The 14,860-nt window shown below is 44.4% G+C and carries 13 protein-coding genes and 1 pseudogene; 10 read left to right on the forward strand and 4 right to left on the reverse strand.

Annotated features, from left to right (window positions below; genetic code table 11):
• Nucleotides 1-194, forward strand: a pseudogene (locus L1D55_RS13630) (IS5/IS1182 family transposase); the annotation flags it as partial.
• Nucleotides 195-508: 314 nt separating this feature from the next.
• On the opposite strand, the gene L1D55_RS13635 reads toward L1D55_RS13630, so the two are convergent.
• Nucleotides 509-1,393: an AraC family transcriptional regulator gene (locus tag L1D55_RS13635; protein ID WP_239917784.1), complete on the reverse strand. Its 885-nt coding sequence runs from the start codon at nucleotides 1,391-1,393 to the stop codon at nucleotides 509-511.
• Nucleotides 1,394-1,586: 193 nt separating this feature from the next.
• On the opposite strand from L1D55_RS13635, the gene L1D55_RS13640 reads away from it, so the two are divergent.
• The 6 genes from L1D55_RS13640 (at nucleotide 1,587) to L1D55_RS13665 (ending at nucleotide 7,558) form a co-directional block, all read left to right on the forward strand.
• Nucleotides 1,587-2,735: an iron-containing alcohol dehydrogenase gene (locus tag L1D55_RS13640; RefSeq protein WP_239917785.1), complete on the forward strand. Its 1,149-nt coding sequence runs from the start codon at nucleotides 1,587-1,589 to the stop codon at nucleotides 2,733-2,735.
• A 234-nt stretch (nucleotides 2,736-2,969) separates the two neighbouring features.
• Complete coding sequence (locus tag L1D55_RS13645) at nucleotides 2,970-3,716, forward strand: amino acid ABC transporter ATP-binding protein (protein WP_275665308.1); 747 nt, start codon at nucleotides 2,970-2,972, stop codon at nucleotides 3,714-3,716.
• Nucleotides 3,716-4,513: an amino acid ABC transporter permease gene (locus L1D55_RS13650; RefSeq protein WP_032553985.1), complete on the forward strand. Its 798-nt coding sequence runs from the start codon at nucleotides 3,716-3,718 to the stop codon at nucleotides 4,511-4,513. The genes L1D55_RS13645 and L1D55_RS13650 overlap by 1 nt, the downstream gene beginning before the upstream one ends.
• Before the next feature lie 12 nt (nucleotides 4,514-4,525).
• Complete coding sequence (locus tag L1D55_RS13655) at nucleotides 4,526-5,335, forward strand: transporter substrate-binding domain-containing protein (RefSeq protein ID WP_102424765.1); 810 nt, start codon at nucleotides 4,526-4,528, stop codon at nucleotides 5,333-5,335.
• Nucleotides 5,336-5,474: 139 nt separating this feature from the next.
• Nucleotides 5,475-6,398, forward strand: a complete 924-nt coding sequence (locus L1D55_RS13660) for an amino acid ABC transporter permease (RefSeq protein WP_239917786.1) — start codon at nucleotides 5,475-5,477, stop codon at nucleotides 6,396-6,398.
• A 215-nt stretch (nucleotides 6,399-6,613) separates the two neighbouring features.
• Nucleotides 6,614-7,558: an ADP-ribosylglycohydrolase family protein gene (locus L1D55_RS13665; protein ID WP_239917787.1), complete on the forward strand. Its 945-nt coding sequence runs from the start codon at nucleotides 6,614-6,616 to the stop codon at nucleotides 7,556-7,558.
• Between the two features lie 199 nt (nucleotides 7,559-7,757).
• Here L1D55_RS13665 and L1D55_RS13670 read toward each other — a convergent pair whose 3' ends face one another.
• Nucleotides 7,758-9,764, reverse strand: coding sequence for a TonB-dependent siderophore receptor (locus L1D55_RS13670; protein WP_239917788.1), 2,007 nt, complete (start codon nucleotides 9,762-9,764; stop codon nucleotides 7,758-7,760).
• Between the two features lie 20 nt (nucleotides 9,765-9,784).
• On the opposite strand from L1D55_RS13670, the gene L1D55_RS13675 reads away from it, so the two are divergent.
• Nucleotides 9,785-10,993 (forward strand): AraC family transcriptional regulator, encoded by a 1,209-nt coding sequence (locus tag L1D55_RS13675; RefSeq protein WP_239917789.1) that lies wholly within the window; start codon nucleotides 9,785-9,787, stop codon nucleotides 10,991-10,993.
• On the opposite strand, the gene L1D55_RS13680 is transcribed toward L1D55_RS13675, so the two are convergent.
• Nucleotides 10,990-11,898, reverse strand: a complete 909-nt coding sequence (locus L1D55_RS13680; protein ID WP_239917790.1) for a LysR substrate-binding domain-containing protein — start codon at nucleotides 11,896-11,898, stop codon at nucleotides 10,990-10,992. The genes L1D55_RS13675 and L1D55_RS13680 overlap by 4 nt on opposite strands.
• 101 nt (nucleotides 11,899-11,999) lie before the next feature.
• Between L1D55_RS13680 and L1D55_RS13685 the strand changes: the two genes are divergently transcribed.
• Together L1D55_RS13685 and L1D55_RS13690 are read left to right on the forward strand one after the other, a co-directional pair.
• Entirely contained in the window at nucleotides 12,000-12,611 is a 612-nt protein-coding gene (locus tag L1D55_RS13685) for a LysE family translocator (protein ID WP_239917791.1), read from the forward strand.
• Nucleotides 12,612-12,714: 103 nt separating this feature from the next.
• Nucleotides 12,715-13,644 (forward strand): VirK/YbjX family protein, encoded by a 930-nt coding sequence (locus tag L1D55_RS13690; RefSeq protein WP_239917792.1) that lies wholly within the window; start codon nucleotides 12,715-12,717, stop codon nucleotides 13,642-13,644.
• 20 nt (nucleotides 13,645-13,664) lie between these two features.
• On the opposite strand, the gene L1D55_RS13695 is transcribed toward L1D55_RS13690, so the two are convergent.
• The gene (locus L1D55_RS13695) at nucleotides 13,665-14,858 is read right to left on the reverse strand and encodes a DUF1501 domain-containing protein (RefSeq protein ID WP_239917793.1); all 1,194 of its coding nucleotides are present in this window, start codon (nucleotides 14,856-14,858) and stop codon (nucleotides 13,665-13,667) included.
• Nucleotides 14,859-14,860 lie beyond the last annotated feature (2 nt).

Genomic DNA, 14,860 nt, shown 5'->3' on the forward strand with positions numbered 1-14,860 from the left:
AGTATTGGAAAGAGCGGTATGGATACCACAAGCGTTCACTCTCAGAAACAGCGATGTATCGAGTTAAACAGTTGCTAGGAGGGAAACTGAGCTTAAGAAATTACAATGCCCAGGTGGGTGAAACTTACGCGATGATAAAAGCGTTGAACAAGCTTACTAGGTTAGGTATGCCTAAAACCTGTCGTATTGACTAAGAAATACGCGAAACGGGTTGGCTCTATATCTAAATTTAATTACGCAACAAAGCCTTAAGTATATCCAATAACATTGAATACTTACCCACATAATATAATGGGTAAGTTATTAAATTTAGTTCGTGTTTGTTAGCTTGTTCACACTAAAATACCCTCAACCGATGAGTTTTAGAAGTTAACGCCTTATTTCCATGCATAAATTTTTAGGCTATCTAACTAATTATTTTAAATAGCTTGTTTTATATAGTTACGTTAATAATATGTTTAATAAAAAACATCACCTGTTTCAGAACATAGATTGCAAGGAAGAAAGACTACACCGCTCTTGGAGTAGTATTGAAATGACGCTTAAATTCTCGGCTGAATTGAGATGGACTAGAATAGCCAACTCGGCGTGCGGCATCACAGATACGTAGGCCTTCTAACTGGATTAGCTCCTTGGCTTTGTTAAGCCGAACCTTCTTCAAGTATTGGAGCGGTGATTCGAAAGTGACGTTGCGGAAAGCATTATGGAAAGCAGACACACTCATATTCGCTTCGTCAGCTAGCGACTGAACAGTAATGGTTTGGTCATACTCTTCATGCACTTTAGACAATGCTTTGGCGACGCGTGCGTAATGGCCATCATGATGTGCTAAATCAAACAGTACGCGGCCCTCAGAGCCTGTCAAAGCGCGATAAACAATCTCCGTCACCATTGCGTCACCCAAGATGTTGGCTTCGATATCGCAATGCAGTGTCTTCGCCAACCGAGTGAAACTCTCTAGCATCGCCGTTTCCATTCGAGTGGACTCTAAGCCACTCGAATTCTGTTTGTGCTTGTTACAGTAACTCTCCAGAAAACCTTGCTCTTCGAGCTTTTTCACTAAGCTGTGCAAACGCTGAGAATCAATGTTGATCGACAAACCCAGTAACGGCTCACCATCAACCGGTAAAGCTTCACACTCCAATGGCATTGGCACACCCACCACTAGGTAGTCACCTGCCGCGTAAGTTACCGGCCTGTCGCCTATGTAGATATTCTTTTTACCCTGTCCAAGCATGATGATACCTGACTGGTAAGTGAATGGTTGGCGCTGATTCCCACCACTACTGCGATACAACCATACGCCCTCTATCTCTGTTTCTCTGATCCCTTCAAGATCATCCCAACCTTTGAGTTCAACGTAAGATTGCAGTAACTGAGCGAGTGTATTCATAACAGGTGGTGTTCCATTCAAAGGGTGATGTTAGTTTGCACAAAAGCCCAAAGAGAATATCAATTATGTAGAAATAGGCAATTAGTTTGGAGAAATTGACCTTCACCACCCTAATTCCGTGTACTAATATGCAAATATAGAAATTAAGCACTACAACAAAATAAAAATTTTAGCTTTACACAAGGAACTGACGATGCAATTTACCTATGTTAACCCTACTGTTATCCACTTCGGCCAAGGCCAAATCAACGCTATCAGCCAAGCCATTGATACTTCAAAGAAAGTACTTGTCATCTACGGTGGCGGTTCAATCAAAAGCAACGGTGTTTACGACCAAGTAGTCGCATCTCTTAAAGATCACGCTTGGATTGAGTTTTCTGGTGTTGAGGCAAACCCAACTAAAGAAACATTAGACAAAGCAGTCGCTATCGTTAAAGAAGAAAACGTAGAATTCATTATCGCTGTTGGCGGTGGTTCGGTAATCGATGGTTCGAAATATGTTGCAGCAGCAGCGAAATACGACGGTGACGGTTGGGACATCCTAACAGGTAAGCACCAAGTAACCGAAGCGACGCCAATCGGTGCTGTACTGACGCTTCCTGCTACAGGCTCTGAATCAAACATGGGCGCAGTAATCACTCGTAAAGCGACTCAAGAGAAGCTGGCTTTCCTAAACCCTGCGGTACAGCCTAAGTTTGCAGTTATGGACCCAGATGTAATGAAGTCTCTACCAGAGCGCCAATTGGTGAATGGTCTGGTTGATGCTTGGGTTCACGTCTGTGAGCAATACATCACTATGCCTGCTAACGCGATGGTTCAAGACGGCTACGCAGAAACATTGCTGAAAAACCTTCTTGTACTGGGTAAACAATACGACGAGCGTGACAACGACGCATGGCGTGCAAACCTAATGTGGACAGCTAACCAAGCGCTAAACGGCCTTATTGGTACTGGTGTTCCTCAAGATTGGGCAACGCACATGATTGGTCATGAATTCACTGCATTATGGCATGTCGACCACGCACGTTCTCTAGCTATCGTTCAACCTTCACTACTTCGTAACCAGATTGAAGCGAAGCGCAATAAGCTAGAACAGATGGGTCGTAACGTATTTGGCCTAGAAACTGGCGCAGATTTAGCAGAGCGCGCTATCGATGCTATCGAAGCCTTCTACCACAGCCTAGATGTAGCGACTATGTTTGATGGCTACGAGGCGGATAAAGCAACAGCTATCGACAACGTGGTTGCACAACTAGAATCACATGGTTACCTACAACTTGGCGAGAACCAAGCGATTACGCTAGAGAAAACTCGCGAGATTCTAGAGTCTGCGATCCATTAACGGTGAAAATTAAAGCAAAGAAATCAGGTTTTTAAATAAAATCGCGATAATTTAAAAATTTATGTAGCGAAACTGAACCAAATTCTTTGACCTTGCGTATACCCTCAAGCAGCGTCCTAACCCGGCGCTGCTTTTTATTTGCCCTACAAGATGCTATTAAATTCTCATAAGTTCCTAATTTTATGTGCAATCATATTTCTATATTGTTAAGGTAAACCTGTCTCTTTACTAGGTATGAACAACGATTTGAACAATCTTAAGGAAATGGTTAAGTTTAAGTCACTTAACAAGTGGTATGGTGATTTTCATGCCCTGAAGTATATCGATCTTAATATTGAACAGGGAGAGATTGTGGTGATTTGCGGACCATCTGGTTCTGGTAAATCCACTCTGATCCGCTGTATCAATCAGCTAGAACCGTTCGAAAGTGGCGAACTTTCCGTGTTAGAACAGTCGCTTCCCTGCAAGTTCAACACACCAGGCCAAGTTGGAATGGTGTTTCAGCACTTCCATTTATTCCCCCATCTTACTGTGCTCGAAAACTTGACTCTGTCTCCTATTCGTACGCTCAAAAAAAGCAAAGAAGAAGCAGAGAAAACCGCCATGCATTATCTCGAGTGTGTACACATCGCAGAGCAAGCGAATAAGTACCCGGCTCAACTTTCAGGCGGCCAACAACAACGTGTGGCAATTGCGCGCTCTCTTTGTATGAAGCCCGAACTACTGCTATTCGATGAACCGACATCAGCACTTGATCCTGAAATGATCAATGAAGTACTTGATGTAATGGTCGAACTGGCAAGTGAAGGCATTACCATGGTGTGCGTGACACACGAAATGGGCTTTGCAAAACGCGTTGCCGACCGAGTCATCTTTATGGACGAAGGACAGATCGTAGAATCTAATACACCACAGAGCCTATTCGAAAACCCTCAACACGAACGTACTCAAGCGTTCCTAAATCAGATTCTGACTTACTGATGCTGCTGAAAATAGTGAAACCTGCCCTCTCTGCCTTGGTACAAATTGTAGTACTTGCAGCAGCCGTTGTTTGGATCCTCGATTCTGGTGCACAGGCGATGGGATACAGCTGGCAATGGGATCGAGTACCTGACTACATCGCTTTCTATGAAGATGGCGAATGGTGGCCTGCAGAATTGATGGAAGGATTACTCGTTACCATCAATATCTCTCTGATTTCTTTAGTTGCAACACTGGTGATTGGCTTAACCACAGCCCTGTTACGTAACTCAAATTCAGTTGTCGGTCGCACCCTCGCCACCAGCTATGTGGAATTGATTCGTAATACACCACTGTTGGTACAAATTTACCTGCTCTATTTTGTATTCGGCCCTGTAATCGGTCTGGATCGCTTTAGCACGGCTGTTTTAGCTTTGGCACTTTTCCAAGGGGCATACACCGCTGAGATATTTCGTGCTGGGTTAAATAGTATTTCTAAAGGACAGTTTGAAGCCGCTCAATCTTTGGGCTTATCAAAGACCTATACTTATTGGGATGTGATTCTTCCTCAAGTGGTACAACGCACGTTGCCACCTCTGACCAACGAAGTGATCTCCCTTATCAAAAACTCTTCGATTGTGAGTGTCATGGCTATTTTCGACCTAACAACCGAGGCCAGAAACATTGTTTCTGAAACTGCGATGCCATTTGAGATCTGGTTCTCTGTGGCAATCATTTATCTTGCACTTACACTTTCACTTTCTGCCGTTGCAGCTTGGCTTGAGCATAAGCTCGGGGCTAACTGGCGAACACAATAAGGATTTATCAGCATGAAGCTATTTAAAACCGCTATCACTGCTTTACTTGCGCTTGCCGTAAGTTTGCCTGCACTTGCGTCTGAAACGCCTAACTTAGACAAAATCAACGAGCGTGGCTCTCTACGTGTTGGCATGTCGACTTTTGTTCCTTGGGCAATGCGTAACAAACAAGGCGATCTTGTCGGCTTTGAAATCGATGTGGCAAAACGTCTTGCTGAGGATTCAGGCTGGAAAGTTGAATTTGTACCAACGGCATGGGATGGCATTATCCCTTCACTGCTATCGAATAAGTTTGACGTAATCATTGGCGGTATGTCGATTACCGAAGCGCGCGCTAAGAGTGTTCTTTTTACTGAACCATATTCTCACTCTGGTGTTCAACTGGCGGCTAACAAAGAGCTAGCAGAAGGCTTCAGCAAGATTTCTGATTTCGACTCTCGTCGAGTGAAAATTGCAGCTCGTCGTGGCGCCTTCACAGTTCAAGTTGCTCGTGAAACCTTCCCGAAAGCGAAAGTACTTCAGTTCGATGACGACGCTCAAGCGTTCCAAGAAGTACTAAACGGCAATGCACACGCGGTTATCGCTTCTAGCCCTAAGCCAGAACACGAAGCAATCAAGAACGCTGACACGCTATTCATCCCATTTGATGAACGTCTATCAAAAGGTAACGAAGCATTTGCTGTTCGCCTTGGTGAGACCGACAAAGCTGAGTTCTTTAACGAGTGGATCAAAGCACGTACTGAAGATGGCTGGTTAAAAGAACGTTACGAGTACTGGTTCTCTACTCTAGATTGGCAAGATCAGATTGCTCAAGGTCAGTAATCGACGGTTAATTAGAAGCTAAAGAACTAATCAAGGCAGTACCTTGCTGGTACTGCCTTTTAAGATACACCCGAGATAGCTATAAATTCATAGCCCATTCTCACAACACATTAATAATCATTGTTTAAACAGGAATGACGTGAGTAGTACTAGCGCATTATCAACGCCCAAGCCCAACCTTCACATGAAGCCTTGGTATCAACGCCTCAATCTCTTGGATGGTGTGTTATTTGCCATCATTTGTGCGTTTGCAGGTTGGCTTTATTATCGCTCTGCTGTCGGCATTAACTATCAGTGGCGATGGGAAGACGCGTTCACGCTGATCTTCATTCCACCTTCTCAAGGTAGCATCCCTTACTTCTTCCAAGGCCTAGTCGCAACACTACGTTTAAGTTTGTGGAGTATGGTGTTGGCCTTATCTTTCGGTACCCTGCTTGGGGTCGCAAGACACTCTAAGATCGCTCTATTTAAAACACCAGCTCTGCTTTTCATCCAATTGGTTCGAAATATTCCACCACTGGTTTTTGTGTTTATCTTTTACTTTTTTGTCTCTAACCAGCTGATTCCTTTGGTTGGTTTAGAAACCCTTCTACGTGAACACAATGGCGATATTAACCAGCTGCAAGCCTTTCTATTTGGCCCAGCCAACCTTTGGGAAAACTTAGCTTCAGGTGTTATCTGTATTGGTCTACTCTCTTCGGCGTATATCGCTGAAGTGATTCGCGCTGGCTTGGAAAGCATTCCTAAAGGCCAATGGGAAGCGGCGGACTCACTTGGTTTATCCGTCTTCTCAAAATATCGATATGTGATAGGCCCACAGGTATTAACCGCGATTACACCACCTTTGGCTGGCCAAGCAATTTCGTTGGTAAAAGACACCTCGATTGTGTCTCTGATTTCGATTCAAGAAATGACCTTCGTTGGCACCGAGATGGCCAACTCATCCGGTTTGATCTTTGAAATCTGGCTGATTGTTGGCGCGGTTTACTTCGCATTATGCTTTACTCTCTCGCGTATTTTCAGAAAGATAGAACAACGCTCAAGTGCTTATCTCAACCGCTAATTTGCACCTAGTCACCCTATTGTTTCTACAGCATTTCAGTGACCTTTTCTTACCCTAGCCTATAATATTCATCAGCTTATCCTGATTGGTTTAACTCATTGACCAATCAGGATTAATCATTTCAAAACTCTCGTCTAAAACACAGCAAACCCTTCATTTAATTACTATACTTTGAATACCAAATCCCATCGGACTCTCTCAAAGGTCAAACCAACATGGACAATCATAAAGAACGAGCGTTTTATGCCGTTGTCGGTGCATTAGTCGGGGACGCTGCCTCTATGGGGCTGCATTGGTTATATGATCAAGAGAGGATCTTGCAGGTAGCGGGTTTCGAGCCTGAGTTTCGTTCGCCAAACGAGTCCGATTATCAAGATAAAGGCTATTTTGCTCACCAAGGAAAATCCGCAGGCGACCAATCACAATACGGCGCTCAACTATTAGCGATGGTCGATAGCCTAGTCGACAATCAACACTACGATGAAGCATGCTACATCAAGCATTTCCGCTTCTGGTTTGATTTCGGCGGCAGTTGGCAAGGTTACATAGATAAAGCAACGCGCATGAGCTTGCTGAACATACACCAACTGGAACTGGCCAATGCCCCCATCACAGCCTGTGGCGCTGATGACACGCAATTACCTGCTATTTCAAAAATCATCCCATTAGTGGCTTGTACTTATACTTCTCACACCTTACCAGCGATGGTCGAAAGCGCGGTTCGAGTGACTAATAACAACGACAAAGCCGTCGAGTGGGCGCAGGCTATTACCCTGCTGATTCAAGCCTCGATACAAGGTAATTCGCCATCACAATCGGTAGAGATGGTAAGACAGACCTGCAGCAAGTTTATACACGATCAAATCGATGAAGCATTGGCAGAGCCTGAACTTTCAATCACTGAGGCTGCAAAGAAATTTGGATTGCATTGTGAATTAAGCGCCGCGTTCCCACTGCTGATTCGCATCATTGCAGGCGCTCAAAGCTTTAAACAAGGTATTCGAGATAACATTTTATGTGGCGGTGATAGTTGTGGGCGTGCGATTGTGATTGGCGCGGTATTAGCAGCTTGTTTCTACGAAGAAGACGGTTCGATTCCAAAAGAGTGGCTGAAACAAGTCGAGCTCAATGGTGGTGTATTGTCTCTGCCCATTGAGTAATTTGTATTAAGCCCATGTAACCTTTCTAGTAATAAAAACTAAAGTGCCTGTCGATTCCTTGCTCGACAGGCGCTTTTCTTTCCACTATTCACTTCAACGAGTGGCTTAAACGGATAGCTTCAGTTTCGGGCAATAAACTTCGCGGATCCCTACGACCGCTAGTTTATCACTCTAACTGAACCTATTTCGTTCCTCGTGCCTAGAACTGATACGCGGCAGAAAGCTTGTAGTTACGGCCAGGTTCATAGTCATCTAGCGTAAAGCCTCTCGCCGTACCTGAACGAGATGCGTGCGAGGTGTATTGCTCGTCAAACACGTTATCGATACCAAAAGTAACAGACAGGCCATCGACCGTTGATGGCACCCATTGCGCATAAAGGTTATGAACATCGTACCCTTCTTTAATTGGCTGACCATCAAATACGTTATCTTCGTCTTTAACAAACATCGAGTTCCACCCAAAGATCGTTTCAAGCGCTTCAGACTGATAATCCAGAGTCAACGTGATGCTATCGCCCATATCAATACTGCGACCATTTCCACCCGCGACAGCGCCGCCTGTGTCTTTGTTTTTAGTATCTGAACGTGCATAAGAAAGTTTACTGTTAAACATCTCGTAGCCGTAAGACAAGCTTGCTTCAAAGCCTTTGATCTCCACGTCGCCTAAGTTGTAGATCAAGTAACTTTGGCTCGCACGCTGGTACTCTTCTGCAATGTAATCATCAATATTGGTTTGGAATACAGTTAGGTTCGCACCAACAAAGTGATCATCAATACGCTTGTCGAAACGCACGCCACCTTGTGTGTTCTGCCCTGTTTCAGCTTTGATATCATCCGCTAAGTATGCGGCATCTTGATACGCAATAAAGGTCTCCATCAACTCAGGGCCTTTAAATAACGAACGTGTGCTCGCAAACAGCGTCCAATCTTGTGTCATATCCCATTGCGTCGCTAGAGACCAAGTTACATCATCGAAATCGTCATTTCCTGTCTCTGCTTTACGCTGATAATCATCAAAGCGAATACCCGCTGTGATCGAGAAGGCTTGAGCAAAGTAGAACTGGTCTTCAACAAAAAGCGCGGTAGAGATGGCCGACTCATCCATAAACTTACTGCTGCCGTAATAACTGCTTGATGACTTGTCCATGTAATCAAAACCGTAAGTCGCAACATTATCAAACGACATCAAACGATAGTCCGACTGGAACTTAGCATTCACGCCAAAGTTCTGATTCTTTGTCGTGTTTTTAGACAAACGGTTCGAAGGCCAGCGTGGTGCCATAACAGTTTCATCACGCTTAATTTCAGTTTTAGTGTTGTAAAGCGTCACGTCACCTTGATGAGTATCGCCACGTAGCTCATAGCTTGCAGTGACGGTGTCACGGTCGTAATCGGTTGGGATCAGAATATCGTTAGACAGACCTTCATTAGCGCCACCCGACATATCCGGGCGCGGGCTGTAATCGCCGCTATCGCGGTAGAGATCATAAGCGAGTTCAAAACGGTGCAAGTCGCTCGGTTCAAAACCAATCTTACCAAGAATGTTGTATACGTCCCCTTCTGAACCAAAAGTCTCATTGCCGTCACCATCTTCAAAGTTATCACGGCTCATGTAGTGGCTATAGAGCATGGCATCAACGTTATCCGACAATAAGCCATACACAGTTAAAGAGCCTTGTTGACTGGCGTTAGTGGCATAACCGCCATAGACACGAGCTCCGAATCTTTCGTCATAACGAAGAAGGTCTTTTGCATCTTTAGTTTCAAACAACACAGAGCCACCGAGTCCATTTTGCGTGACTGAGTTGTTACCTACTTGGATATCGGCCGATTTCAAAATGTCTGGGTTAAGCGTGAGGTTTCCAATATGGTGGAACATGTTGGCGTGCTGAGATGCGCCATCAAGTCGAATATCGAGATCCGTTTCGCTCAAGCCACGAATCGTGATTCTTTGGTTCACCGAGTGTGTGCCCCCAACATCAACACCCGGAATCTCACGCAGTAGATCCGACATATGGTCAGCTTGCTTAAGTGACATATCGTCGGCAATGATCGATTCAGTATTGCTTGATACTTTCGTCCCCCACACCACCACTTCATCAAAGTGCGATGTGTTCTCTTCTGCTATCACAGGGCTACTAACCGCACTGGCTATAGCAATACAGAGGGCTGAAAGCTTGATTGTTGAGCTGACTGGGCTTTCCATAAATTCAATCCTAGATGTAAATGATAATAATTCGCAAATATGATAGAGTTGTAATTTATAAATGCACAGATGATTTGCTTATGCGAAAACGCATAGCTGTTATGAGGAAAGGTCAAATGGGTGAAGTAACGTCAGAGCAAACTAAACTTGCCGAAACGGCTGTGGCGAAAGCGAATGTAACAGCCAAAAAGTCTACATTAACCAAGAAGGTCGCTCTCACCAAAAAGCTAGAACAGACTGAAAAGCAGATCATCGTGACACAAGGTCAAACTAAGCAGACTTCACTCGCTGAGGGGAAGTTTCTTTCTTACCAATACAACGACCAAATTTTTGTGCATGGTGGCCGCTGTATCGAACTGGTCGACAGTAATATCGTATCTACGGCCCACTCCGCTATTTTGATTACTATCCTTCTCGAAGGAAAACTCACCTTTGGCTACGACGATTTTGAGTTCGATCTCGATGCCAGCAATGGACCACAAGGCGTGGTCGTGAACTTAGCCAAACCAGCCAACTTCAGACGTTCTTTAATTCAAGATAACAAAATGAACAAGATCAATATCTTGGTTAAACCACAATGGATTAAAACACGTTTGAGTGATCACTGTTCAAGTAAATCATTCTTAGACTCACACAAGGCTTGTTACGATATTCAGATCACCCCTGACATCATTCAACTCGCAAGCACACTTACAAGCCAAGCGACACCAACCAACTTTCAGGACAAGCTTATGGTCGAGACACTGACTCAACAGTTACTTGCTCAAACTTTGTCTCAAATGCCGCTCCAATGTTGCCAAGAGTGCTCCACTGAAAATATAAACGTTAGCCAAAATAGCACGAATAAAAACAGTGGTTTTGCTGAAAACGATAGCCAAGTTAAGGCCGAAAAAGGGTTCGATAATAAGATAGAAGACATCATCAGCTACATTGAAATCAACCTGGATCAGCCGCTCAGCCTTGAAAGTATCGCGCGTATGTTCTCAATGAGTGTCTCCAATTTACAGCGCCGCTTTAAGCAATCTTACAACCTAACCATCAACGGCTATATTCGCCACCGACGCCTAGATATCGCACGTTTGCATTTAGAGCGAGGCTTAGTTTCAATCACCGAAGCGGCCTATGAAGCGGGCTATCAACATCCTTCAAACTTCACCAATGCGTTTAAGAAAGCGTTCGGTGTGCCACCCCATGAGCTTGCTAAACACTCGGCATCAAGAGTCAATTAGCTTTTGCCTTTGGGAGGCGTTGGTTCAATAGCTGGAACACACTGCGACAGCTCACTCTTCAGCCAAGTCATGAACGAATGGCCTGATTCATCTTGATCGCTGTCTTGTGTGAGCAATATGTACTGATGACCGGAAGGTACAAAGCCAAATGGAGCGATCAAGTTGCCTCTTTCAATATCATCGGCGACAAGTGGATAAGATCCAAGTGCAATCCCTAACCCATCAACAGCCGCCTGAAAGCAAAAGTAGAAGTGTGCGAATGTTTGATTCATTGCTACTTGCGATAATACCTCGCTGTCTACTGCGTCTTTTGTGATGGACATCCAATGCGCCCATGCATTCAGTCGAGTACTGCTGTGCAATAACTTCATATCACCCAAGTTCTCCTTTACTTGTTGCCAGTATTCGGGAGAACAAACGGGACCAACCCACTCTTCAACTAATGGTGTCTGTTTATAGCTCTCGGTCAGCTTAAAATCATCGCGTCGAATTGCCATATCGAGCCCAGTCGCATCCAGATTCACAGCCCCACCAGCAGTCGACAAACGAACATCAATACCCGACTCAGCGTAAAAATCGCCTAAACGAGGCATCAACCAGCGCATGGTTAATGTTGGCTCACACGACACCTCGAGTGCGTGGTTTTTGAGTTGGTTGAGCTTTTGGATACCTGTGTCCAACGCCTGAAACGCTTGCTCTGTGTAGCCTTTAAGCAACTCACCCTCTTTGGTCAAACACACATTGCGACCCTTCTTATAAAACAGAGTTTGTGACAGGTGGCTTTCTAACACCTTGATCTGTTTGCTCACCGCACCATGGGTAATGTTCAGCTTGTCTGCCGCTTCGCTGTAACTCATCGAATGCGCGGCGACATGAAAAACATGAAATGCTTTAAGATGCCTCATGTGTGATTTTTTCTCACAGTTTTGTGGATTTCATTTCGATTATAGGTAGCAAATAAAAACCATACAATAACTGCTCATCAAATAAAATAGTTGGAGTTTTTATGGAGTGGTTAAGCTTAGCGGTGTTGGGACTATTGATTGTTATATGCCCGGGCGCTGATTTCGTTTTAGTTCTGAAGAATAGCGTCAATCAAGGTAGGCAAGCTGGTATTTGGACAGCGCTAGGGGTAAGCCTAGCAATTTGTGTTCATATTAGTTATTCAATGCTAGGTATCAGTTACTTAATTTCACAGAATGAGCAACTTTTTGACATCATTCGTTACGCAGGTGCCGCTTACCTTATTTACCTTGGAATAAAGGGAGTTCTAAGCGCAGACAGCAAACTTGCCCCTATGGAAGCAACGACGCAACACATCAGTACTTGGCGCTATTTGGCCCAAGGCTTTTTGTGCAACGTGCTTAACCCCAAAACCATGCTGTTCTTCTTAAGCATCTTCAGCCAAGTCATCTCACCTGACGCTGCGAACCAACATGTCGCACTCGGCTACGGGCTCTACATGATTGCCCTTCACGGCTTGTGGTTTGGGATAGTCGCAATGTTATTTACTTCGAATACTTTGCAAAAACACTTGTTGAAAGCCAAGAAGCGACTCAACCAAGCGTGTGGATTTGGTCTTTTAACATTCGGAGCATTGTTAGCAATAAAGTCATAAGCTCAAATTTCACGATTTTTTCACTAACCCCTACTTATCATTTTATGGAGCATCGTTTTTTATTTTCAACGATACTTTTTTTGTTTTCTAAGTTGAGGTAAACGTGCAAAATTTTCGTCAAATCGTTGAGCTTTCCAATGCTGTACACCCAAACACCAAAGGTTTAACCCGAATTAAGAAAAATCTGCGCTTTACACTATGGGGCGTTATGAACCCTAAGATTATTCGCAAAGTGCATCAGCTTAAAGAGAAAAATAATCTCTCAAACCTTCTTGAACAGAATCCTAAAATCTTTGAAAAGCCACTCAAACCATTCATCTGTATTGGCATCAAACCTAAAACACGTGCTTCGTTACTGCATTCTCACTTCGAACTTTTAGAACAAACATTTGGTCCAAACACAGTGCATCTGCACCTTTCTAACTTTGAGCTTCTGACCTTTGCAGATCGAAATGGAGATGAGTTCAGGATTGAGACTTTCTCAGGGGAGTCGCGTGAAGGCTCCTTGGGGATCAGACTCGTCGAAGCCAATACTGGCCTGACTATTTACTCGGTCACCTTCAATATCTCTGATAACAATGGGCAGCGCACCATGCACATCGGCTGCCTACAAGGCACGAACAAGCGCATCACTAGCAGCCAGGATAAGATCAAAGAACTAACGCGTTCCCTACACGGGTTAAGACCAAAGTCACTGATGGTTGAGCTCGCAATTATGTTTGCGAATTACATGAAAGTTGATGAGATTATAGCTGTTTCGAATAAAGGTCATATCTACCAAGCGATGCGCTATATCGGCTCAAAACGAGGGGCAATAACGTTTGATTACAACACACTATGGACTGAAAATGGCGCCACTTTGGTCGATAAACACTGGTTTTCTGTGCCCACTAAGCCTCTTCGTAAAGACACTGACACATTGAAAAAGACAAAACGCCGCTTGTACACAAAACGTTATGACTGGCTTAAGGAAACCGAAGAGCAGATCATTTCACGGTTAAACGAAATTAAGTCTGCTCCTACCTTACATTAGTTATTAATAGAAGCGCCCTACTAGATGATACCCAGTGGCTTGACCATTTCACTATCAGGGAAGATGGTGTTTAGCTGCTTCGTATTTATAGATAGGTGCTCGCCAAGCACGCCTTTAATCACGCCTCGCATGTCAGTGGTTGGTTTGAGGTCTCTCCCTTGATACAGATCCTTTGGGCTTAATCCCGGCCAGCTTGCGATGACTTGCCCTCCAGAAGCATCTGAACTCGATAAGCCTGAAGCCTTGTTAACCATCGCCCCACCAGCAACCAACATAACATTACCAGTGCCGTGGTCGGTGCCTTTTGTGCCGTTTTCCTTCGCTGTTCGACCAAATTCACTGGCAGCCATGATCACCGTATTGTTCCAACGTGAGCCCAATGACTCCTTAAGCGCTGCTAGGCCTACGTCCAGTGTTTTAAGTTGATTACTCAACCTACCATTTACGCTGCCCTGATTCGCATGGGTATCCCAACCGCCGAGCTCTAACGCAGCAATGTTTGGTCCGTTGTCGGCAGATAAGATATCCCCTGTTTTACTCATCAATGACTTAAATTGTTTGCCAACGCCTTGGTCACCTACCAGCTCATCTATCTTCATGACGCTCTCAAAGTTGGCAGACAGCATTTGATCACTCTGGAAAAGCTCTTCAAGCAGCTCGGTTTGTTTATCACGAGTTTTTAAGCGGTTTGGATACCAGCTTGCCACGCTAGATTCACCCTGCATGATAAGCGGCAAGCCAGAATCAATCGCAATACCATCGTATTTTTCTGAGCTAAGACTTAGTAAGCGGTTAAGCCAGCCCTCCTTGTTGTAAGGATCAGAGGTACCATTCTCTAGTATCTTCTGACCATCAAAATGTGAGCGCTCACGATAAGCTGTTGAGCACGCATGTACAAAACTAAGCTCTTTATTTTCATACCATTGATGACAGTTTTTAAGCGAAGGGTGTAACCCAAAAAAGCTGTCTAGTCTTAGTAGCTGGCTCTGCTTCAATCCAATACTTGGCCTTAAACTCAAATAATCCGGGTCAGCGTATGGCACCACAACGTTTAACCCATCCATAGCGCCACGCAATGAGACCCAAATAAAAATATTCTCTGAGCGTGTTTTGGCAAAACTTGGAAATGGCAACATCGCACTCATACCAACTGCAGCAGCCATTCCCATAAACTGGCGACGATTGATACTTTGCAAACCGTTTGTCTTTTTCATAC

The sequence above is a fragment of the Vibrio sp. Isolate22 genome, from assembly GCF_022398115.1.
Taxonomy (GTDB): Bacteria; Pseudomonadota; Gammaproteobacteria; order Enterobacterales; family Vibrionaceae; genus Vibrio.

Bases quoted from the DNA above. Each gene is read 5' to 3' on its own strand.
- L1D55_RS13635 (WP_239917784.1), bottom strand. From the start codon at position 1,393: ATGAATACACTCGCTCAGTTACTGCAATCTTACGTTGAACTCAAAGGT.
- L1D55_RS13640 (WP_239917785.1), top strand. From the start codon at position 1,587: ATGCAATTTACCTATGTTAACCCTACTGTTATCCACTTCGGCCAAGGC.
- L1D55_RS13645 (WP_275665308.1), top strand. From the start codon at position 2,970: ATGAACAACGATTTGAACAATCTTAAGGAAATGGTTAAGTTTAAGTCA.
- L1D55_RS13650 (WP_032553985.1), top strand. From the start codon at position 3,716: ATGCTGCTGAAAATAGTGAAACCTGCCCTCTCTGCCTTGGTACAAATT.
- L1D55_RS13655 (WP_102424765.1), top strand. From the start codon at position 4,526: ATGAAGCTATTTAAAACCGCTATCACTGCTTTACTTGCGCTTGCCGTA.
- L1D55_RS13665 (WP_239917787.1), top strand. From the start codon at position 6,614: ATGGACAATCATAAAGAACGAGCGTTTTATGCCGTTGTCGGTGCATTA.
- L1D55_RS13670 (WP_239917788.1), bottom strand. From the start codon at position 9,764: ATGGAAAGCCCAGTCAGCTCAACAATCAAGCTTTCAGCCCTCTGTATT.
- L1D55_RS13675 (WP_239917789.1), top strand. From the start codon at position 9,785: ATGATAATAATTCGCAAATATGATAGAGTTGTAATTTATAAATGCACA.
- L1D55_RS13680 (WP_239917790.1), bottom strand. From the start codon at position 11,898: ATGAGGCATCTTAAAGCATTTCATGTTTTTCATGTCGCCGCGCATTCG.
- L1D55_RS13685 (WP_239917791.1), top strand. From the start codon at position 12,000: ATGGAGTGGTTAAGCTTAGCGGTGTTGGGACTATTGATTGTTATATGC.
- L1D55_RS13695 (WP_239917793.1), bottom strand. From the start codon at position 14,858: ATGAAAAAGACAAACGGTTTGCAAAGTATCAATCGTCGCCAGTTTATG.